This is a genomic window from Thermopolyspora sp. NPDC052614 (genome assembly GCF_040678635.1).
Classification (GTDB): domain Bacteria; phylum Actinomycetota; class Actinomycetes; order Streptosporangiales; family Streptosporangiaceae; genus Thermopolyspora.
Genome location: NZ_JBFATZ010000003.1, coordinates 60,721 through 80,654, shown reverse-complemented (window position 1 = coordinate 80,654; position 19,934 = coordinate 60,721). Strand labels below are relative to the sequence as shown.

Genomic DNA, 19,934 nt, shown 5'->3' with positions numbered 1-19,934 from the left:
TGAAGTCGGCCTCGAAGTCGGCCTCGAAGCCGGCATCCCGGGGGCGGCGTGTCGCGACTTGCATCCCGGCCGCTGGGAACATATGTTCGATGTATCCGTCGACGCCCGTTCTTCCCCCGGGTGGCTCCGCAGCAGGCCACAGGGAGACGAACCGTCTTGAGCAGACTTTACGGCGACCCCATCGAGGTGTGGACGCGAGACGGCGAGCCCATCCAGTTCGTCTGGCGCGACCGGCTCTACGTCGTCCGCCAGGTGCTCGAACACTGGGTGGTGGCCCGGGAATGGTGGAAGACCTCCGAGACCGACCCGGGCGAGCGCCGGTTCTGGCGGGTCGAGGCGAGCCCCGGCAAGGACGTGGGCACCTACGAACTGCGCTATGACACCGCCAGCGAGGGCTGGCTCCTGCTGAGGGCGTGGGACTGATGGCCCCGACCCCGTACCCGGGCATCGACCCGCGCCTCCGCCGGGACGCGCCGCCCACGGCCTCGCCTGCGGATCCGTTCCCGCACCTGCACGTCGCCTCGGCCTATTCGCTCCGGTACGGCACCGCCTTCCCCTCGGCCCTGGTCCGCCAGGCCGCCGACGACGGCGCCGACATCCTCGCGCTGACCGACCGCGACGGCCTCTACGGCGCGATCAAGCACGTCCAGGCGTGCCACGAGGCGGGCCTCGGCCCGGTCGTCGGCGTCGACCTGGCGCTGTCGGGCGAGGACCGGGCGGGAGGAAAGGCGTCGGCCCGGTCGGTGGCCCGCTCGTCGGCCCAAGCGGTGGACAACCCGGACAACGGGACGGCGGATCGGGTGGTCGTGCTGGCCCGCTCCGACGGCTGGCCCCACCTGTGCCGCCTGGTCACCGCCGCCCACTCCGGCGAACGCGGCGACCCCCGGGTCACCCCGGAGATGATCGCCGAGCATGCCGAGGGCCTGTTCGTGCTGCTCGGCCCCTGCTCCGACGTCGGCCGCGCCGTCGCCGCCCGCCGCGACCAGCAGGCCCGCGCCCTGCTGGCCCGCTGGCGCGCCGCCGCCGGAGACTCGCTCGTGATCGAGCTGGTGGACCGCTACGGCCCGCGCGAGGCGAGCAACGCCACCCGCATGCTCGCCCTCGCCGAGTCGGCCGGCCTGCCCGCCGTGCTCACCAACGCCGTCCGCTTCCTCGGCCCCGCCGACTACCAGGTCGGCCACGTGCTCGACGCGGCCCGCAACCTCGCCCCGCTGCACCCGTACACGGTGGAGCGCTCGGCGTCGCACGCCTACCTGAAGACCGGCGCCGAGATGGTCCTGGTCGCCCGCCGCGTCTGCGGCGCCGACCCCGAGCGCATGGCGCGCCTGCTCGCCACGACCCGCCGCGTCGCCCGCCGCTGCGTGCTCGACCCGCTGGAGGTCCTCGCCCTGCGGAACGACCCGCCGCGCCTGCACCTGCCCGAGATCGGCCGCGACCCGGTCCCGCTGCTGCGCCACCGCTGCGAGGACGGCCTGCACGAACGCGGCCTGGAACGTTCCACACACGCCCGCCGCCGCCTCGCCGAGGAGCTCGACATCATCGAGCGCAAGCGCCTGTCCGGCTACTTCGTCGCCGTCGCCGGAATCACCGACATGATCCGCGGCATGGGCGTGCGCTGCGCCGTCCGCGGCTCGGGCGCGGGCAGCCTGGTCACCTACCTGATCCGGATCGGCGAGGTGAACCCCCTCGACCACGGCCTGCTCATGGAGCGCTTCCTGTCCGAGGGCCGCGTCGGCCTGCCCGACATCGACATCGACGTGGAGTCGGCGCGCCGCCTCGACTGCTACCGCGCCATCCACGACCGGTACGGCGAGGCCCGCGTCGCCTGCGTGTCGATGATGGAGACCTACCGGGCGCGCAGCGCCATCCGCGACGTGGGCGCGGCGATGGGCCTGCCCCCGCACGAGATCGACGTGATCGCCAAGGCGTTCCCGCACATCCGCGCCCGCCAGATCCGCGCCGCCCTGTCCGACCTGCCCGAGCTGCGGCAGAGCGGGCTGAACGACCGGATCCTGGAGACGACGTTCCGCCTCGCCGAACGCCTGGACGGCCTGCCCCGCCACATCGCCCTGCACCCGTGCGGCGTGCTCATCGGCAACGCGGGCCTGCGCGACCGCACCCCCGTCGAACGCAGCCTGCTCGGCTTCCCGATGAGCCAGTTCGACAAGGACGACGTGGAGGAGGCCGGGCTGCTCAAGCTCGACGTCCTCGGCGTGCGCATGCAGTCGTCCCTGGCGTACGCGGTGGACGAGATCGAGCGGGTGGACGGCGAGCGGATCGACCTCGACGCGGTCCCGCACGACGACGCCGCGACGTACGACATGATCCGCGAGGCCCGCACGATCGGCTGCTTCCAGATCGAGTCGCCCGGCCAGCGCGACCTCGTCGCCAAACTGGAGCCGCGCAGCATGCACGACCTGATCGTGGACATCTCGCTGTTCCGCCCGGGACCGGTCAACTCCGACATGGTCACGCCGTACCTGGAGGCCCGGCACGGCTGGCGGTCGGCCCGCTACCCGCACCCGAAGCTGCGGGCGGCCCTGGAGGAGACCAACGGCGTGGTCGTCTTCCACGAGCAGGTCCTGAAGATCATCGACATCATGACCGGGAAGGGCCTGTCGGAGGCCGAGAAGATCCGCCGTAGCCTCGGCGACCCCGAGCGCCGCGAGCTCGTGCGGGGGTGGTTCCGGCGCAACGTCCTGCCCGAGTACGGCCCGGCGGACGTCGAGGAGGCGTGGCGCGTCATCGACGCGTTCGGCGCGTTCGGCTTCTGCAAGGCGCACGCGGCGGCGTTCGCGCTCCCCACCTACCAGTCGGCGTGGCTGAAACGCCACCACACCGCCGCGTTCTTCGCCGGGGTGCTCGCCCACGACCCGGGCATGTACCCGCCCCGCGTGATCCTCGACGAGGCCCGCCGCTGCGGCGTGCCGATCCTCCCGCTGGACGTCAACCGCTCCGGCCGCACCTGGCGGGTCGAACGCCTCCCCGGGGACGCCCGCCCCGGCGGGCCGCCGAGCCCTGTGCCGGGCGGCGGCCTGAACGCGGCCGGGCACGGATTGCGGGTCCCGTTCTCGGCCGTCAAGGGGATCTCGGAGGCCGAGGTGGACCGGATGGTGGCCGGGCAGCCGTACACGTCCCTGGCGGACTTCTGGGATCGGGCGCGGCCGTCGCGCCCGATCGCCGAGCGAATCGTCGAGGTGGGCGGCTTCGACGCGGTGCACGGCCTGCGGCCGGGCGAGCCGCGCTGGCGGCCCGGCCGGCTCACCCGGCGCGACCTGGTCGCCCAGGTGGGCGCGCTGGAGCGGGCGTCGTCGGGGGTGGGGGAGACCCAGCTCGTCATGGGCTTCACCGACCGGGTGACCCCCGGTGAACTGCCGGAGATGTCCGAGGCCGAGGCGGTCGAGGCCGAACTGACGATCCTCGGCCTGGACGTCAGCCGCCACGTGCTCAGCTTCCACGACGAACTGCTCGACGCGCTCGGCGTGACCCGCGCCAAGGACCTGCTCCGCCGCCGCAACGGCGCGGAGATCCTGGTGGCCGGGGTGAAGGTGGCCACCCAGACGCCCGCCATCCGGTCGGGACAGCGGATCATCTTCACCACGCTGGAGGATTCGACCGGGCCGATCGACCTGACGTTCTTCGAGTCGGTGCAGGGCCGCTGCGCGGCGACCGTGTTCGGATCGTGGCTGCTGGTGGCGCGGGGCGTGGTACGGCGCACCGGCGCGCGGGCGGTCTCGGTACGCGCGGTCGACTGCTGGAACCTGGTCGATCTGGACCGCGCCTGGCGCGGCGGCGGCGTCGCCGAGGCGCGGGCGCTGATGAGCGCGACCGGGCGGCGGGCCGACGGCGGCGTCGGCGGGGGCGTCGGCGGGGCGGCGATCGAGTACGGCAACGGCTACCGGATCTCCCCCTACGCCGACGTCGGCCCCGCGCCCGGCGTCACGAGGCCGCCGCGCTCCCTGTGGCACGCCAGCGGAGGCAGCTCGGGCCCGACCGTACGCCGGGGGGCGTGATCCTTTCGCTACGCGAGATTTCCGGTTCGATACCTCTCGCCTGGTTCGATCAGGTGTAATTCGTCTATACACGACATCGGCGACATGGGATGGGGGCGGTGTGACGGGCCATCCGATGGACCGCACGTGGGGCCGCTCCAGGCGGGGCCACGCCGATCCGGAGCGCGCGGGCCTCGCGCTCGCCGGAACCGGGCATGCGGTATCCGGCCACGCGATCTCCGGTCGTGCCGTATCAGGCCACGCGGTATCCGGCCACGCGGCGTACGGGCACGCGGTCTCCAGGCACGCGGGGCCGGGGCGCTCGCGATCGGGACGTCCGGAGCCGAGCCGTTCCGAGCCGGGGCATCCGAGCCAAGATCCCGCACCGGGACGTCCGAGGCCGGCGGGAACGCCGAGACGAACGAGGAGAACGGCGCGTGCGGTCGCCGCCGCGCTCGTGGCGCTCTGCACGTTGCTGTCCGGCTGTTCCTCCGGCTCCGAGCCGACCTCGGAGAACTCGAAGAACCCGAAGAAAACGTCCGAGGCCAACGCCCGGCCCCCGGCCACCACGCCGACGGAGGCCACCCGGATCCTGCGCGCCTATCTCGCCGCGATGAGCAAACCCGACACGGCCGCGAGCAAGTCGGTGGAGGCGAGCACCGCCCGGACCGTGCACGCCGTACGGCTCCGGCTCGGCGAGGACGTGACCCCGAGTCTCGCCCCCGAGTTCGCGATCCCCAGGTTCTCGTCGTACCCGCGGTGGTTCGCGGCCGGCGCGGTGCGGCCCGGCATGACGGGCGACGTCGCGATCTTCGTGCAGAGCCGCAAGGACGCCCCCTGGCGCGTCCACCACGTGGCGTACCTCAGCCGCCCCATGCCCGAGCTGAGCCGTGACGCCGAGGGCTACGTCACCGTGGCCGATCCCGGCAGCGTCCCCGTCAGGCAATCCAAGATATTCACCGACGCGCTCATCGACCCCAGCGTCATCGCGGACCGCGCCAAGCTGGCGGGGTCAGCGGAGGGCGACGCCGACAACCCCGTCATACCCGTGATCGACGGGCTCCGCCAGAACAGCAAGCTCTTCGCCGCCTCCTCCTGGCAGATCCAGACGAGCGAAGTCACCCAGACGGGCCGGTCGTACGCGCTGAAGACCAAGGACGGCGGCGCGGTCGTCTGGTACGCCCTGCAATACAACTTCAAAGCGGTCAACGTGGGCAGGCGTTTCGAGATCACCCTGGCCGACGAGGCGGTCCGCATGCTCGGCGGCAGGCCCGCCGTGAGCAGATTGTTCGCCTGGAGCGCCCTCTACCAGAGCGTCGCCCACGCCCCGGCGACCGGTGACGCGAAGGTCCTGGGCGTCTTCCCCGGCTGGGCCAACATGGTCGGCGCCTGAGCCGCCGCGCCCGTTTGGTCGGCTTCAGCCGCCCACGACCCGGCTGTGATCCTCCTCGGCCGAAGGGGTGGCCGGCGACGCGGCGGGGCGGGGAGGCGCGGCGAGCGGCGTGATGCGGCGCAGCGGAGGCAGGAACGGGCGGGTGGCGGCCGGGCGGCGGGCCGTACCGTAGGTGATCTCGCGGACCGTGGCCGCGCAGAGGGCGGCGGCGAGGGCGGTCACCGCGACGGCGGCCGGGTTCAGGCCGGTCAGCCCCTCCTCATGTGTGCCCACCGAAACGACGATCATGGCGAGGGCGGCGAGCCAGCTCAGCCACCAGGCGGCGAGCAGCGGCAGCCACCACCGCCTGCGACGCTCGGCGGGGCCCGTCGCCTCCCAGGCGGCGTGCAACGCGAAAGGGGGCGCGATCAGGTTGACCCCCGGGATCACCCAGGCCCAGACGGCGTTCCGGCGTACGCGGCGTAACCAGGTCAGATAGGCCACCGCAGCCGCGACGGAGGTGGCGAACACCGCCAGCACCAGCAGCGCGAACAGCGTCACCTCGCCCGTGATCTTCTCAGCGCCCGGAGCCCGGGGATCGCCGCCGACGGCCGCGATCCGCTCGGCCAGCGGGCCGCCCCGCGCCGCCTCGAAGACCACGAGCGCGGCCATCGCGAGCACCTGGGCCGCGAGGGCCACGTGAACCCGCACGGCGCTCCGGCCGGCCGAGGACAGGGCGACGCGCATGATGTTCTCCCCCCGGCATGCGCTGATGGGTGTGGTGCGTGGCGTTTGTGTGCCGCTGTCAGTGATTTATCCCGTCGGCCTCGCCGCTAATCCCGGACACGCGTTCGGCCCCCGCTCGGCCCTGTTCCGGCCTGATACCCGCTCGACCGCCCGGCCGGCGGCTCCCGTCAGGCGACCAGGCCGCACTCCCAGGCCCAGGCGGCGATCTCCACCCGGTTCCGCGCGCCGAGCTTGGCCTGGACGCTGCCGAGGTGGGTCTTCACGGTGGACAACGAGACGAACAGCTCGGCGGCGATCTCCTGGTTGGTACGGCCCCGCGCCACCAGCCGGACCACGTCCATCTCGCGTTCGGTGAGCTGCTCGCGCGGGGGACGGGCCTGCGGCGTCACCGGCTGGGCCAGGTGCTTCAGCAGGCGGACGGTCACCGACGGCGACACCAGCGAGTCGCCGACCGCCGCCGCGCGCACCGCCTCGATCAGCAGCGTGGGTCCGCTGTCCTTGAGCAGGAAGCCGCACGCCCCGGCGCGCAGCGCGCCGTAGACGTACTCGTCCAGGTCGAAGGTGGTCACGATCACCACCCGCATCGGGTCGGCGACTCCGGGCCCGGCCAGCAGCCGGGTGGCCTCCAGGCCGTCGAGCCGGGGCATGCGTATGTCCAGCAGACACACGTCCGGCCGCAGCCGCCGGGCCTGCTCCACCGCCTCCACACCGTCGGCGACGGCGGCCACGACCTCTATGTCCGGCTGGGCGTCGAGAATCATCTGGAAGCCCGTCCGCACCAGTTGCTGATCGTCCGCGATGAGCACCCTCACGCGATGAATTCTGCCACTGGTCAAGGCACGGCCAACTGCGCCCAAAAAATGCCGCTGAGGAGGCCGGCGCCGATCTTCGACATCCGGAAGAAGGCCGTTGTCCGCCGCCCGGCCGGGTCGAGCGGCCCGGATCGATCAGCCGAGGACGAGATCGCGGATGACGCGCAGGGTCGGCTCGTCGCGGGGGCCCATCACCAGCAGGGTGGTGACCGGGCTCTTACGCCACAGTTCCAGGCGCTCCCGGATACGGCCGGGCGGGCCGACGAGGCTGATGCCGTCGGCGAGTTCGTCGGGGATCGCCCGGAACGCCTCGTCCTTGCGGCCGGAGAAGTAGAGCGACTGGATGTGCTCGGCCACCTCCGCGTAGCCCATGCGACCGACGATGTCGGCGTGGAAGTTGCGCGTCCGGGCCCCCATGCCGCCGATGTAGAGCGTGAGCATGAACTTCACGCCGTCCAGGGCGGCCCGCACGTCGTCGGTGACGGCCACGTTGACCATGGCGGCGATGTCGAAGCCGGGGCGGGCGCCCCGGAGCGCCTCGCCGTACATCTGGTCGATCTTCTCGGGGAACGTGAACAGCGGCAGCCAGCCGTCGGCGATCTCGGCGGCGAGGGCGACGTTCTTCACCCCCTCGGCGCCGAGGTAGAGCGGGATGTCGGCGCGCAGCGGGTGCGTGATGGACTTCAGCGGCTTGCCGAGTCCGGTGCCGCCGGGGTACGGCAGGGGGTAGTGCGGCCCGGCGGAGGTGACGGGCTCCTCGCGGCGCCACACCTTGCGCATGATGTCCACGTACTCGCGGGTCCGCGCGAGCGGCTTGGGGAACGGCCGGCCGTACCAGCCCTCGACGACCTGGGGGCCGGAGGCGCCGATGCCGAGCATGAGCCGGCCGCCGGTGAGATGGTCGAGCGTCATCGCGGTCATCGCCGTGGTGACCGGCGGGCGGGCCGAGATCTGGGCGACGCCGGTGCCGAGCCGGATCCGGCTGGTACGCGCGCCGTACCAGGCGAGCGGGGTGAAGGCGTCGCTGCCGTAGGCCTCGGCGGTCCAGGCGGAGTCGTAGCCGAGGCGCTCGGCGGCGAGCACGCTCTCGGTGGCGTCGTCGGCGTGGCGCTGCCAGTAGCCGATCATCAGCCCGAGTCGGAGATCGTCCGCCATCACCGCACCTCCATGCCGCTGCGAACCTAATGATTAGAACATGTTCTAGATGGGCGGGTCGAGAGCGGGGGCGCCGCCCGCCTCCTTCCGGGTGAGGACGAGTTCGGCGGCCGCGCCGGAGTCGAGCGCTCAGCCCGACGGCGCGGGCGGCCCGGCGTCGAACAACTCGGGGTAGGCGTGCGCGAGGTGATCGGCGATCGCCTGGCCCGCCTCCGCCGCGTCCCCGGCCTCGATCGCCGCGTGGATGCGGCGGTGGTCGCGCCGCAGCACGGCCGTGTCGCCCAGCGCGACGACCGCGTCCACCGCGTACCGCCGTACCGACTCGCGCAGCGCCTGCATGACGGCCATGAGCAGGCGGTTTCCGCTCGCGCCGACGATCGCCGCGTGGAAGGCCGTGTCATGCTCGACGAACTGCTCCGCCGTGAGCCCCGGGCGTTCCATCAGCTCCAGCGCCTCGGCCATCGGGCGAAGATCGGCCCCATGCCGGGCGGCGTGCTCGGCCGACCAGCGCTCGATCATCAGCCGGGCGTCGATGACATCGCGCATCGACACGCTGGACAGCCGCAGATGCAGGCGCAGCAGGTCGGTGAGCGCGCCGCCGGGGCGGGCGGTGAGCACCGCGCCCGCGTCCGCGCCCCGCCCGACGTTCGAGGACACCACGCCCAGCGTCTCAAGCACGCGCATCGCCTCGCGCACCGAGGCGCGGCTCACCTGGAGCTGCTCGGCGAGCTGACGCTCCCCGGGGAGCCGGTCGCCCGGCGTCAGCCCGTCGGCCTCGATGCGCCGCTCGATCTGGGCGAGCACCTCCTCGAACGTGCGGGTGCGCCGCACCGGACGCCACCCGTCGTCGCTCACGGGCCTCTCCTTACGGTCTCAGGTGTGGGGACCTTGACGTTCGGGTATATGGTCTGAGCATACTGTGGTCTGACCATATGAAGGAAAGGCTAACGTGTGCGCGTCGCCCTTTTCATAACCTGCGTCAACGACACCCTCTTTCCGGACACCGGCAAGGCGGTCGTCACCCTGCTGCGGCGGCTCGGGTGCGAGGTCGAGTTCCCCCGCGCCCAGACGTGCTGCGGCCAGATGCACCTCAACACCGGCTACCGCGATGAGGGCGTACGGCTCGCGCGGCACTTCGTCGAGGTCTTCGCCGGGTACGACGCGGTCGTGGCGTCCTCCGGGTCGTGCGCGGCGATGGTACGCGAGCAGTACCCGAAGCTGGCGCACAACCCGAGCTTCGCCGACGGCGCGCCGGTCGGGGCCGGGCCGCGGCGGATGGTCGCGACGCGGGCGGGGCGGGAGTTCGCCGCGGCGGTGGAGGAGGTGGCGCCCCGGGTGTACGACCTGTCGGAGTTCCTGGTGGACGTCCTTGAGGTCGTCGACGTTGGGGCATATTTCCCGCACCGGGTGACATATCACCCCACGTGCCATTCGTTGCGCGGGCTGCGGGTGGGCGACAGGCCGACCAGGCTGTTGCGCGCCGTACGGGGGCTGGACCTGGTGCCCCTGCCCGGCGCGGAGGAGTGCTGCGGTTTCGGCGGCACCTTCGCGGTGAAGAACCCGGCGATGTCCGCGGCGATGTGCGCCGACAAGGTGCGCAACGTCATGGCGACGGGGGCCGAGGTGCTGTGCGCCGCCGACAACTCCTGCCTGATGCACATCGGCGGCACGCTCGGCCGCCAGCGCGGCGGCGTACGGGTGATGCACCTGGCGGAGATCCTCGCCCAGACCGAGGGGAGGGCGTCGTGAGCGGGCCGGGCGGACACGGACGCGCGAAACGCGGCGGGGTCGTCGATCTCGGCATGCCGACCTTCCCCGGGAACTCCGCACGCGCCGTCGCCGACTCCCAGTTGCGCTTCAACCTCCGCAAGGCGACGCACACGATCAGGGGCAAGCGCGCGGGCGTCGTCGCCGAACTGCCCGACTGGATGGAACTGCGCGCGGCGGGCAAGGCGATCAAGGACCACACCCTGCGGAACCTCGACCGTTACCTGCTCCAACTGGAGCGATCCGTCACCGAGGCCGGCGGCCACGTGCACTGGGCCGCCGACGCCGCCGAGGCCAACCGCATCGTGGCCGACCTGATCAAGGCCACCGGCGAGACCGAGGTGGTGAAGGTCAAGTCGATCGCCACCCAGGAGATCGGGCTTAACGAGGCCCTGCGCGAGGAGGGCATCACCGCCTACGAGACCGACCTCGCCGAATTGATCGTGCAGCTCGGGGACGATTGGCCCTCGCACATCCTCGTCCCGGCGATCCACCGCAACCGCGCGGAGATCCGGGAGATCTTCCTCAACCACATGGCGGAGTGGGGCCGCCCCGCCCCGGAGGGGCTCTCCGACGATCCGCGCGCCCTCGCCGAGGCGGCCCGGCTGCACCTGCGCGAGCGCTTCCTCGCCACCAAGGTGGCCGTCTCCGGGGCGAACTTCATGGTCGCCGAGACCGGCACGATGGTCGTGCTGGAGTCCGAGGGCAACGGACGCATGTGCCTCACCCTGCCGGAGACGCTGATCAGCATCGTCGGCATCGAGAAGGTCGTGCCGACCTGGCGGGACCTGGAGGTGTTCCTGCAACTGCTGCCCAGGTCCTCGACCGGGGAGCGGATGAACCCCTACACCTCGACCTGGACCGGCGTCACGCCCGGCGACGGGCCGAAGGAGTTCCACCTGGTGCTGCTCGACAACGGCCGCACCGACGTGCTCGCCGACGAGGTGGGCCGCCAGGCGCTGCGCTGCATCCGCTGCTCGGCCTGCCTGAACGTGTGCCCGGTGTACGAGCGGGCGGGCGGCCACGCCTATGGGTCGGTCTATCCCGGCCCGATCGGCGCGATCCTCACCCCGCAACTGCGCGGCATGGCCTCGCCGCTGGACGCCTCGCTGCCGTACGCCTCCTCGCTCTGCGGCGCCTGCTACGACGTCTGCCCGGTGGCGATCGACATCCCCACGGTCCTGGTCCACCTGCGGGCGAAGGCGCCGCACCCCACGGCCGAGCGGGCGGGCATGCGGGCCGCCTCCTGGGCGCTGGGCCGCGCCGACCGGCTCGCCCGCCTCCAGCGGCTCGCCTCCCGCCTGCGCCGCCTGGTGCCCCGGCGGCGGCTGCCCGGCCCGGGGGCGGCCTGGACCGACACCCGCGACATCCCGCCCATCCCCGCGGAGTCGTTCCGCGACTGGTGGGACCGCACCGAGGGAGGTACCCGGTGACCTCGTCCATGCCCCCGTCCAAGCCCCCGTCCAAGCCCCCGTCCAAGCCCCCGTCGATGCCCCCGTCGATGCCCCCGTCGATGCCCTCGTCCATGAACTCGTCGGTGAACTCGCCGTCCGGGCCCTCGATGGGTTCGCGTGATCTCATCCTCGCCCGCGTCCGGTCGGCGATCGGCGGCGCGCCGGAGCCGCAGGTGCCGCGCAACTACCGGACGAGCACGTCCATGTCCGAGCTGGAACTGATCGAGCTGTTCGCCGAGCGGGTGCGGGACTACCGCGCGATCGTGCACACCGTCGCCGCGGGCGAGGTGGCCGCCACGGTCGCCGCCGCGCTCGCCGAACGGGCGGTCAAGCGGCTCGTCGTGCCCGCCGGGATACCCGGCGAGTGGCTCGCGGAGGCGTCCGTCGAGCGGCTGCCCGACGACCCGCCGCTCGACGCGGCCGAGCTGGACCGCGCCGACGGCGTGATCAGCCTGTGCGCGACGGCGATCGCCGAGACCGGCACGATCGTGCTCGACGCCGGCCCGGGTCAGGGCCGCCGGGCGCTGACGCTCGTGCCCGACTATCACCTGTGCCTGGTACGCGCCGATCAGATCGCCGCCCGCGTCCCCGAGGCGGTCGCCCGGCTCGACCCGCGCCGCCCGCTCACCTGGATCAGCGGCCCGTCGGCGACGAGCGACATCGAACTCAACCGCGTCGAGGGCGTACACGGTCCCCGAACCCTGGAGGTTGTGATCATCGCGGGAGACCGCCCGAGCGCGCCGAGCGTTTGAGCGGCGTCGTGCGTTAGGCCGTGTGCGTCGGCGTACGCCCGGGGCTCAGAAGCGCAGCAGCGCGGCCACGCCGTCGGGGGCGTGCAGCTCCGTCGCCGAGACGAACCACAGATCGGCCCCGGTCGTCGCCGCCGCCCGCACCAGCGCGGCGTCGGCGCGCTCCTTGATCGGGTCGGTCACCCTCGTGGCGCGCAGCTCGGCCTCCCCGACGCCGATCGCGTGACCCTGCTCGCCGATCCACAGCGTGCCGTCCGCCGACGCATCGTCCACGATCAGCAGCGTGCGCACCCGCCGCTCCCGCAGCGCGTCGACCGTCTCGGCGAGGCTCTGCGTCGCCATGGCATGGCCGGTGGCCTCGCCGTACGCGTCCAGGACCTCCGCCCGCCGCGTCGCGAGGTACTCGTCGAGCACGGCCTCGGCCTCCTTGGCGAACAGCGTGGGCGCGGCCCCCGGGGCGCGGCTGCCGTGCTCCACCATGACGATCTTCGAGGCCGCCTCCTTGCCCACGTGCTCGCGTACCAGCATGCGTGACTTGGGCTCCCCGGCGAGGATGACCAGCTCCGCGCCGAGCCTGCGGACCTCCTGATCGATCGTCTCCGCGACCGCGACGGCGTTGCGTTCCCAGGTGGTCTCCACGCCGCGCTCGTAGCGCTTCTGCGACCAGCCGCCCTGGCCGGTCTTCTGCAGCGGCCAGTCCTCGGCGCCCACCACCAGCTCGCGCGGCGCGCCCGCGCCGATCGCCACCACGTCCGCCCCGGTGTGATCGGCGAGCACGCGCAGGTGCGGCACGTTCTCGCCGCGCTGCGCGAGCAGCGGCATGACGTGCGGCAGCGGGGATCGCCGGGCGATCTCCCGGCGAGGCGGAGCCGGCAACGCCTCGGTGTAGACGACCTCGTGGCCCGCCACGAACACGGCACGGCCGGGAGCGGCCATGCCGGGGTCGCCGACCAGGTCGGCGATCGGGATCAGCTCCTCGGCGGTCGCCCCCTCCTCGACGAGATGCTCGCTGAGCCGCCGGCGACGCAGCTCGATTTCGGTGGCCCCGGTCTCCGTCGTACGGCCGGTGTCCAGGTAGATCGAGACGAATGGACCCTTCCGCTCGTAGAGCGGACGAAGGAAGTCCAGTCTCATCGTGCGGCTCCTTCCCGGAGGGCCTGATCAGCGGTGGTTCTCCGCGCCGAGCCCCAGCGCGGTGGCGACCTCGCCGACGTTGTGGAACTTCTCGTCCGGCAGCGTGCGCACCGCCTGCAGCACCGGCTCCGGCGCGGCCTTGGTGACCGCGTGCGTGAGCAGGGCGCGGCGGTCGGCGGGGAACCGGGCGTCGCTCAGCCACTTGGCCAGGTTGCTGCGCCGTTCCACGTCCGCGGGTGTGATCCCTTGAGGTACGGCGGACCCGCGGCTGGGCACGGTGCCGTCGTCGAGGGCCTCCTCGGCCGGTGCGAGCATCGGCTCGGGCTGCTTCCACTCCTCGGCGTGGGTGGCGCCGCCGCCGCGGACGAGCCCCTCGGTCTCGTGCTTCTGCTGCTCGTCCAGGCGCGGGCCGTGCTTCGAGCTGCCTCGCTCCATGACCGTCTCCTCCCGTTCGGCGAAGGTACGAATCGGGTCATAACGGTCTCCGTACCCGAGCCCCCGACAGCAAACGTCGGCGCGCCGGGCGAGCGCCCACCTCAGGAGCGCTTTGCACCTACTTGAACGACAGTTGAGTATTTGTATACGATGCCAGCACGGGAATAGGAGGGATGTGGATGAACAGCCGCGAAGAATTCAGCGCCTCGCAGGCGCTCGGCGAGATCGGGCGAATCGGCGGGAAGGTGCGGCGTTCGGCGCGCCGAGGTCCCCGATACTTCCTGGCGTTCGGAGTGGCCGCGGCCGCCTACTGGGCGATCATCCACTTCGCCGACCGGTCCCTCACCATCGTCGCCGACGTGGGCTGGCTCGTCTTCTGCGTCGTATCGATCGTCTACGCCTGCCGCAGCCACGTGTACCACCCGGTGATCTGGCGCCTTCAGTGGGTGGTGACCGGCCTCTTCCTGGCGGCGACGGTCTTCAACCTCTGGGTGATGCGCTATGTGCAGGAGGGCGTGGGCGCCGGGCCGGTGCTCGCCGGCGTCGCGGGCGTCCTGGCGTCGGCCGCGCCCCCGCTGTACGGCGCGTGGCGCGGGATGGCCGCCCTGGGGAGCCGCACGAGGCCGGTCGCGGAGCGATGACCATCAACGGCAGCCATCCCCGGCACCACCTCGACGAGATCATCCACGCGCCCGTGCGCCTGTCCATCGTCGCCGCCCTCGCCGCCGCCGAGAAGGCCGACTTCCGCTTCCTGCGCGACACGATCGAGGTCAGCGACTCGCTGCTGTCCAAGCACATCGTGACGCTGGAGGAGGCCGGCTACGTGCGGGTGCAGAAGGGCTTCGTCGGCAAGCGCGCCCGCACCTGGCTCTCCCTCACCGATCGGGGACGCCAGGCGTTCGACGAGTACGTGGCCGTACTGCACAGGATCATGAACAACACGGGAGGAACCTCGGATGCTCCGCATTGACGAGCTGAGGAAGCGATATGGCGACAAAATCGCCCTCGACGGCGTCACCCTGTCGGTCGGCCCCGGCGAGATGTTCGGCTTCGTCGGCGCCAACGGAGCCGGCAAGAGCACCACGATGCGCATCGTCATGGGCGTGCTCGACGCCGACGGGGGCGAGGTGCGCTGGAAGGACCGCCCGCTCGACTTCGAGACCCGGCGCCGGTTCGGCTACATGCCGGAGGAGCGCGGCCTGTACGCCAAGATGCGCGTCGCCGAGCAACTGGAGTACTTCGGGCGGCTGCACGGCCTGACCCAGGCCGCCGCGAAGAAGGCGTCCGACGACCTGCTGGAGCGGCTCGGCCTCACCGAGCGGCGCGACAGCGAGGTGGACAGCCTCTCGCTCGGCAACCAGCAGCGGGTGCAGCTCGCCGTCGCGCTCGTGCACGACCCCGAGATGCTCATCCTGGACGAGCCCTTCTCCGGCCTGGACCCGATCGCCGTCGACGCGCTCGCCGGCGTGCTCGCCGAGCGCCGCGCGGCGGGCGTGCCGGTCATCTTCTCCAGCCACCAGCTCGAACTCGTCGAGCGGTTGTGCGACTCGGTCGGCATCATCGCCGCCGGGCGCATGGTAGCCGTCGGCACGGTCGCCGAGCTGCGGGGCAGGGAGAGCCATAAGCGGCTGCGCGTGGTGGTCAGCGGCGCCTCGGCGGGCTGGGCCGACGAGCTGCCCGGCACGATCGTGGCGAAGGACGGGGACGAGGTGATCCTGGAGTCCGCCGACGACCGGGAGGTGCTGCGCATCGCGTCCCGGGCGGGACGGCTGGAGCACTTCGGCTGGGTCGAGCCGCGGCTCAGCGAGATCTTCCGCGAGGCGGTCGCGTGACGCGGAGGGGCCAGGAGACAGAGGGCGGAAGGAGAAGGCCATCGTGAAGGACATGGGCCCGGTCTGGCTGGCCGCGCGCCGAGAGATCGCCGTGCGCAGCCGGAGCACCGGCTACCGCGTCGGCCTGGCCATCACCGTGCTGCTCGTGATCGTGCTGGTGGCGCTGCCGCGCCTGTTCGACGGCGGCGACGCGTACACGGTCGGCGTCGCCGGGGCACAGGGCGACCAGCTCGCGACCGCGCTGAGCGCGCAGGGCAAACCGGCCGAGGATCTGACAATCAAGGTCGTCCGCCACGCCGACGAGACGGCCGCCCGCGCCGCCGTCGAGGCCGGCGACGTCGACGCCGCGGTCGTGGACAACACCAAGGTGATCAGCGAGAGCGCGCTCGACAACGAGCTGTCGGTCATCATCGACACCGCGCACCGGTCGGTGGCGACGCAGCAGAACCTGCGTACCGCCGGGCTGGATCCCGGCGCCGTGCAGCGGGCGCTGCAGACCACGCCCCTCGCCGAGGTGACGCTGAGCCCCACGGCGGAGGACGCGGCCCTGCGCCGGGTGATCGCCTCGGCGATCGTCGTGATGCTGTTCATCCTGATCGTCCAGTCCTGCTCCATGGTCGCCATGGGCGTGGTGGAGGAGAAGGGCAGCCGGATCGTGGAGATCCTGCTCGCCTCGGTACGGCCCTGGCAGCTCCTGGCCGGCAAGACGATCGGCCTGGGCGTGCTCGGCCTGCTCCAGATCATGCTCATCGCGGTGGTCGGCCTGGCCGGAGCTCAACTCAGCGGGGCGGTGCCGGACATGCCGGACGGCATCTACGGCGTGATCGCCGTCACGATCCTGTGGTTCCTGCTCGGCTACGCCTTCTACGCGGTCATGTTCGCCGGGATCGCCTCCCTGGTGTCGCGGCAGGAGGAACTGCAGGGCGTGCTGACCCCGGCGACGATGTTGCTGATGGTGAGCTATTTCGTGGCGTTCGTGGCGACCGCGGACCCGACCGGCGCGGTCACCCGCGTGTTGTCGATCGTGCCGCCGTTCTCGTCGATGATCATGCCGGTGCGGGCCGCGGGGGCCGAGGTGCCGCTGTGGGAGAGCGCGCTGGCGCTCGGGCTGATGGTGCTCGCCGTCCTGGGGATGCTGTGGCTCGGCGGGCGCGTCTACCAGCGCGCCGTGCTGCGGACCGGCGCCCGGGTGCGGTACCGCGAGGTCCTTCGGGCGCGTTGAACGCCGTTGGCTGCACTCCTACTCAGGTACTTGAGTGATGATGGGGTGATATTTGCCTGCAAAACCGTCCTGAGGGGGAACATGCCGGGGTTCGACGAGCAGCTGACGCTCAAGTCGCAACGACTGGTCCTGCGCCCCTTCGGGCCCCGGGACGCCGCCCAGGTGCGCGCGATCATCGCCGGCGGGGCCGAGTTCCTGCCCCCCGGCGCGCCCGGACACCCCTCGATGATCGACCAGTGGCTCGCCCACGGCGTCCACGAACTGCGCCGCTCCGGCCAGGGCATCCATCTCGCGATGGTCGCGGACGGCGTGATCGTGGGCGCCATCAGCCTGTTCAAGACCCTCTGGGGCGCGGGCAGCACCGAGATCGGGTACGGCGTGCACCCCGCCCACCGGGGCCGCGGGTACGCCACCGAGGCGGTGCGCGCCCTCACCTCGTGGGCGCTGCGCGAGGGCCGCCTGCGCCGCGTCGAACTGCGCGCCAACCTCGACAACGCCGCCTCGATCCGGGTGGCGGAGAAGGCCGGGTTCACCCGCGAGGGCCTGCTGCGCGGCGGCGGCTACGCGAACGACGGGCCCCACGACCTGGTGGTGTTCGGCCTGCTGGCCGGGGATCCGCCGATGCCGTACACGGGCTTCCACACCGGGCTGAGGCTGGAGAGCGAGCGGCTGCTGCTGCGCCCCTTCGCCGCCGCGGACGCCGCCGACGTGTACGCCGCGATCGACGGCGATCCGGAGATCGGCCGCTGGATGCCCTGGGCCGCGGGCTACACCCTGGAGCGCTCCCGCCAGTGGTGCACCCGCTACGCCCACCTGGAGGTCGCCACCGGCGTGCAGTTCGCCCTCCAGCCGCGCCGGGGCGGACGGCTCGTCGGGTCGGTCGGCGTCCACCGGGCCGACTGGGAGCGCGGCGACGCCGAGATCGGCTACTGGATCTCCCCCTGGGCGCGCCGGCGCGGATACGCCACCGAGGCGACCCGCGCGGTGAGCGAGCACCTGTTCGAGCGGGGCTTCCACCGCGTGCACATGGTGATCGCCGAGGGGAACCTGGCGAGCCAGGCGGTGGCGCGCAAGGCCGGCTTCACCCGGGAAGGGGTGATGCGCCGGGCGCTGCCGGTACCAGGCGGTATGACCGACGCCGTGCTGTTCAGCCTGCTGAGAGGTGAATGACGAAGAGCGGGCGGAATGCGGCAAGCCGGGGACGCCGTGCGGAACTCTGGGATATCCTCACGGTTTGCCTACGCAGGTCAAGCATGGGAGACCGAGATGAAGCCGCCGCTGCTGCTGATCGGGAAAGGCACCGACGACAATGGCGGCGTCGCCGAGTTCGGCAGGTTCGTGCACCGGCTTCGCTGCCGCCTGGAGCACATCGCGGCCGACGTCTGCGGCGCCTTCCTGGACCGGACCGAGCCCACGCTGAGCGCCTCGATCTCCTCGCTCATCGCCCGCGGCCACCACCGCGTGGTGGTCCAGCCGCTCGTCCTGTCCGGCAACGACTCGCCCCTGGCCGGCCTCCCCGCCGCCCTCGCCCTCGAGCAGGAACGCCACCCCACGTTGATGTACGACTACGGCCGCCCCATCGGCCCCGACTCGCGCGTGCTCGCCCTGCTGGCCGAGCGCCTCGCCGACGCCGAGGCGGAGATCCCGCGCCTGTCCGCGGTGACCGCCGCCACCGCCGCGCCCGCCGCCGCCGTCGACCGGTCCGACACGGCGATCGTCCTGGTCGGCGCCGGAGCCGCCGACCCGGCCGCCAACGCGGACGTGCACCGGGTGTCCCGGCTGCTGTGGGAGACCCACGCGTCCGGCTATCTCACCGTGGAGACCGCCTACGTCTCGGCCCGGCCCGGCGTACCGGGTGGCCTGGAACGCTGCCGGCGGCTGGGCGCCAAGCGGGTGATCGTCCTGCCCTACCACGTGTTCGCCGACGGTGAGCTGGAGCGGATCTGGGCCCAGGCGATGGCGTACGCGGCGGGCCACGAGGGCCTCGACATCCGCTGCGCCGAGGCGATCGGCGACTGCGAGGGGCTCGCCGACGCGGTGATCGAACGCTACGAGGACGCCCTCACCCTGGAGCTCGCCGCCCACCGGGAGATCGTGCGATGACCACCGAGCACACGGACGCCGCCGCCCTGCTGGAGCGGACGATCGCCGCGATCGGGCCGCTCGACGAGGCCGCCGCACAGGCCGCCCGCGACCACCAGGACCGGCTCACCAAGCCGCGTGGTGCGCTCGGCGTGCTGGAGGACGTCGCGATCCGGCTCGCCGCGATCACCGGATCCTGCCCGCCCCCGATGCCGGTGCCCGCGGCCGTGGCCGTCTTCGCCGCCGACCACGGCGTACACGCCCAGGGCGTCAGCCCGTGGCCGCAGGAGGTCACCGCCCAGATGGTGGCGAACTTCCTCGCCGGAGGCGCCGTCGTCAACGCCTTCGCCGCGCAGGTCGGCGCCTCCGTGACCGTCGTCGACGTCGGCGTGGCCGCCGATCTGGCGCCCGCCTCGGGACTGATCGACCACAAGGTCGCACGTGGCACCGCGGACCTGTCCCAGGGGCCCGCGATGACCCGCGGGCAGGCCGAGGCCGCCGTCGCGGCGGGCGTCTCGGTCGCGGCCGGTCTGATCGGCGACGGCGCCCGCTGCCTGATCGCCGGCGACATGGGCATCGCCAACACCACCGCCTCGGCGGCGTTGATCTGCGCCTTCACCGGACGCGACCCGGCGCGGGTCACCGGCAGGGGCACCGGCGTCGACGACGCCACCCTGCGGCACAAGATCGAGGTGGTACGGCGCGGCCTCGCCGTCAACGAGCTGCCGTCGGAGCGGGCCACGGCCCTGGACGTGCTGGCGCGGGTGGGCGGTTTCGAGCACGCGGCCATCGCCGGGTTCATCCTCGGCGGCGCGGCGGCCCGGGTGCCGGTGATCCTCGACGGCGTGATCGCGGGGGCGGCCGCGCTGGTGGCCGCCGGCATCGCGCCGGGGGCGATGGACTACTGCCTGGCCGGGCACCGTTCCGTCGAGCCCGGGCATCTCGCGACGCTGGAGCATCTCGGCCTGCGCCCGCTGGTCGATCTGGAGCTCAGGCTGGGCGAGGGCACCGGCGCGGTGCTCGCGTATCCTCTGGTGTGCGCCGCCGCCCGCGTCATGCACGACGTCGCCACCTTCGACGCGGCGGGGGTTTCCGACAAGGAGTGACGTCCGCTCGACGGGGGCGGCACTTGTCGGAAATGGTCATATATATACGGTATGACCGGCCGTTCAACCGGGGCG

At 72.5% G+C, this 19,934-nt stretch carries 19 protein-coding genes; 13 read left to right on the top strand and 6 right to left on the bottom strand.

Annotation, left to right across the window (positions count from 1 at the left end; translation table 11 throughout):
• Positions 1 to 156 precede the first annotated feature (156 nt).
• The 3 genes from AB0K60_RS06920 to AB0K60_RS06910 all read left to right on the top strand — a co-directional run bounded on the left by AB0K60_RS06920 (position 157) and on the right by AB0K60_RS06910 (position 5,385).
• Entirely contained in the window at positions 157 to 423 is a 267-nt protein-coding gene (locus AB0K60_RS06920) for a DUF6504 family protein (protein ID WP_364049447.1), read from the top strand.
• Positions 423 to 4,013 carry a DNA polymerase III subunit alpha gene (gene dnaE / locus AB0K60_RS06915; protein WP_364049445.1) on the top strand — a complete coding sequence of 1,197 codons (3,591 nt, stop codon included), beginning with the start codon at positions 423 to 425 and terminating at the stop codon, positions 4,011 to 4,013. Before AB0K60_RS06920 ends, dnaE begins: the two co-directional genes overlap by 1 nt.
• A gap of 436 nt (positions 4,014 to 4,449) precedes the next feature.
• On the top strand, positions 4,450 to 5,385 hold the full coding sequence (locus AB0K60_RS06910; RefSeq protein ID WP_364049443.1) for a hypothetical protein: 936 nt from the start codon (positions 4,450 to 4,452) through the stop codon (positions 5,383 to 5,385).
• Between the two features lie 24 nt (positions 5,386 to 5,409).
• Here the strand turns inward: AB0K60_RS06910 and AB0K60_RS06905 are convergent, their stop codons facing one another.
• From AB0K60_RS06905 to AB0K60_RS06890, 4 genes are all read right to left on the bottom strand, one after another.
• On the bottom strand, positions 5,410 to 6,111 hold the full coding sequence (locus AB0K60_RS06905) for a DUF4328 domain-containing protein (RefSeq protein WP_364049441.1): 702 nt from the start codon (positions 6,109 to 6,111) through the stop codon (positions 5,410 to 5,412).
• A 167-nt stretch (positions 6,112 to 6,278) separates the two neighbouring features.
• A complete protein-coding gene (locus tag AB0K60_RS06900) occupies positions 6,279 to 6,923 on the bottom strand; it encodes a response regulator transcription factor (RefSeq protein WP_364049439.1) in 645 nt (214 codons plus the stop codon).
• Positions 6,924 to 7,058: 135 nt separating this feature from the next.
• On the bottom strand, positions 7,059 to 8,078 hold the full coding sequence (locus AB0K60_RS06895; protein ID WP_364049437.1) for an LLM class F420-dependent oxidoreductase: 1,020 nt from the start codon (positions 8,076 to 8,078) through the stop codon (positions 7,059 to 7,061).
• A gap of 129 nt (positions 8,079 to 8,207) precedes the next feature.
• A complete protein-coding gene (locus AB0K60_RS06890) occupies positions 8,208 to 8,933 on the bottom strand; it encodes a FadR/GntR family transcriptional regulator (protein WP_364049435.1) in 726 nt (241 codons plus the stop codon).
• A gap of 96 nt (positions 8,934 to 9,029) precedes the next feature.
• Here AB0K60_RS06890 and AB0K60_RS06885 point away from each other — a divergent pair, with 96 nt between their 5' ends.
• The 3 genes from AB0K60_RS06885 to AB0K60_RS06875 all read left to right on the top strand — a co-directional run bounded on the left by AB0K60_RS06885 (position 9,030) and on the right by AB0K60_RS06875 (position 12,051).
• The gene (locus AB0K60_RS06885; RefSeq protein ID WP_364049433.1) at positions 9,030 to 9,827 is read left to right on the top strand and encodes a (Fe-S)-binding protein; all 798 of its coding nucleotides are present in this window, start codon (positions 9,030 to 9,032) and stop codon (positions 9,825 to 9,827) included.
• Between the two features lie 53 nt (positions 9,828 to 9,880).
• Positions 9,881 to 11,278 (top strand): lactate utilization protein B, encoded by a 1,398-nt coding sequence (locus AB0K60_RS06880; protein WP_364050603.1) that lies wholly within the window; start codon positions 9,881 to 9,883, stop codon positions 11,276 to 11,278.
• Positions 11,279 to 11,406: 128 nt separating this feature from the next.
• Positions 11,407 to 12,051, top strand: a complete 645-nt coding sequence (locus tag AB0K60_RS06875) for an LUD domain-containing protein (protein ID WP_364050600.1) — start codon at positions 11,407 to 11,409, stop codon at positions 12,049 to 12,051.
• Positions 12,052 to 12,096: 45 nt separating this feature from the next.
• On the opposite strand, the gene AB0K60_RS06870 is transcribed toward AB0K60_RS06875, so the two are convergent.
• Complete coding sequence (locus tag AB0K60_RS06870) at positions 12,097 to 13,182, bottom strand: Vms1/Ankzf1 family peptidyl-tRNA hydrolase (RefSeq protein ID WP_364049431.1); 1,086 nt, start codon at positions 13,180 to 13,182, stop codon at positions 12,097 to 12,099.
• A gap of 27 nt (positions 13,183 to 13,209) precedes the next feature.
• On the bottom strand, positions 13,210 to 13,617 hold the full coding sequence (locus tag AB0K60_RS06865) for a DUF2795 domain-containing protein (protein WP_364049429.1): 408 nt from the start codon (positions 13,615 to 13,617) through the stop codon (positions 13,210 to 13,212).
• A gap of 179 nt (positions 13,618 to 13,796) precedes the next feature.
• On the opposite strand from AB0K60_RS06865, the gene AB0K60_RS06860 reads away from it, so the two are divergent.
• The 7 genes from AB0K60_RS06860 (at position 13,797) to cobT (ending at position 19,859) form a co-directional block, all read left to right on the top strand.
• The gene (locus AB0K60_RS06860; protein WP_364049427.1) at positions 13,797 to 14,258 is read left to right on the top strand and encodes a hypothetical protein; all 462 of its coding nucleotides are present in this window, start codon (positions 13,797 to 13,799) and stop codon (positions 14,256 to 14,258) included.
• Positions 14,255 to 14,587: a transcriptional regulator gene (locus AB0K60_RS06855; RefSeq protein WP_364049425.1), complete on the top strand. Its 333-nt coding sequence runs from the start codon at positions 14,255 to 14,257 to the stop codon at positions 14,585 to 14,587. The genes AB0K60_RS06860 and AB0K60_RS06855 overlap by 4 nt, the downstream gene beginning before the upstream one ends.
• Entirely contained in the window at positions 14,574 to 15,449 is an 876-nt protein-coding gene (locus tag AB0K60_RS06850) for an ATP-binding cassette domain-containing protein (protein WP_364049423.1), read from the top strand. The genes AB0K60_RS06855 and AB0K60_RS06850 overlap by 14 nt, the downstream gene beginning before the upstream one ends.
• A gap of 52 nt (positions 15,450 to 15,501) precedes the next feature.
• On the top strand, positions 15,502 to 16,671 hold the full coding sequence (locus tag AB0K60_RS06845) for an ABC transporter permease (protein WP_364050597.1): 1,170 nt from the start codon (positions 15,502 to 15,504) through the stop codon (positions 16,669 to 16,671).
• 81 nt (positions 16,672 to 16,752) lie between these two features.
• Positions 16,753 to 17,841, top strand: a complete 1,089-nt coding sequence (locus AB0K60_RS06840; protein WP_364049421.1) for a GNAT family N-acetyltransferase — start codon at positions 16,753 to 16,755, stop codon at positions 17,839 to 17,841.
• 96 nt (positions 17,842 to 17,937) lie between these two features.
• Positions 17,938 to 18,774, top strand: coding sequence for a sirohydrochlorin chelatase (locus tag AB0K60_RS06835; RefSeq protein ID WP_364049419.1), 837 nt, complete (start codon positions 17,938 to 17,940; stop codon positions 18,772 to 18,774).
• Positions 18,771 to 19,859: a nicotinate-nucleotide--dimethylbenzimidazole phosphoribosyltransferase gene (gene cobT, locus AB0K60_RS06830; RefSeq protein WP_364049417.1), complete on the top strand. Its 1,089-nt coding sequence runs from the start codon at positions 18,771 to 18,773 to the stop codon at positions 19,857 to 19,859. The genes AB0K60_RS06835 and cobT overlap by 4 nt, the downstream gene beginning before the upstream one ends.
• Positions 19,860 to 19,934 lie beyond the last annotated feature (75 nt).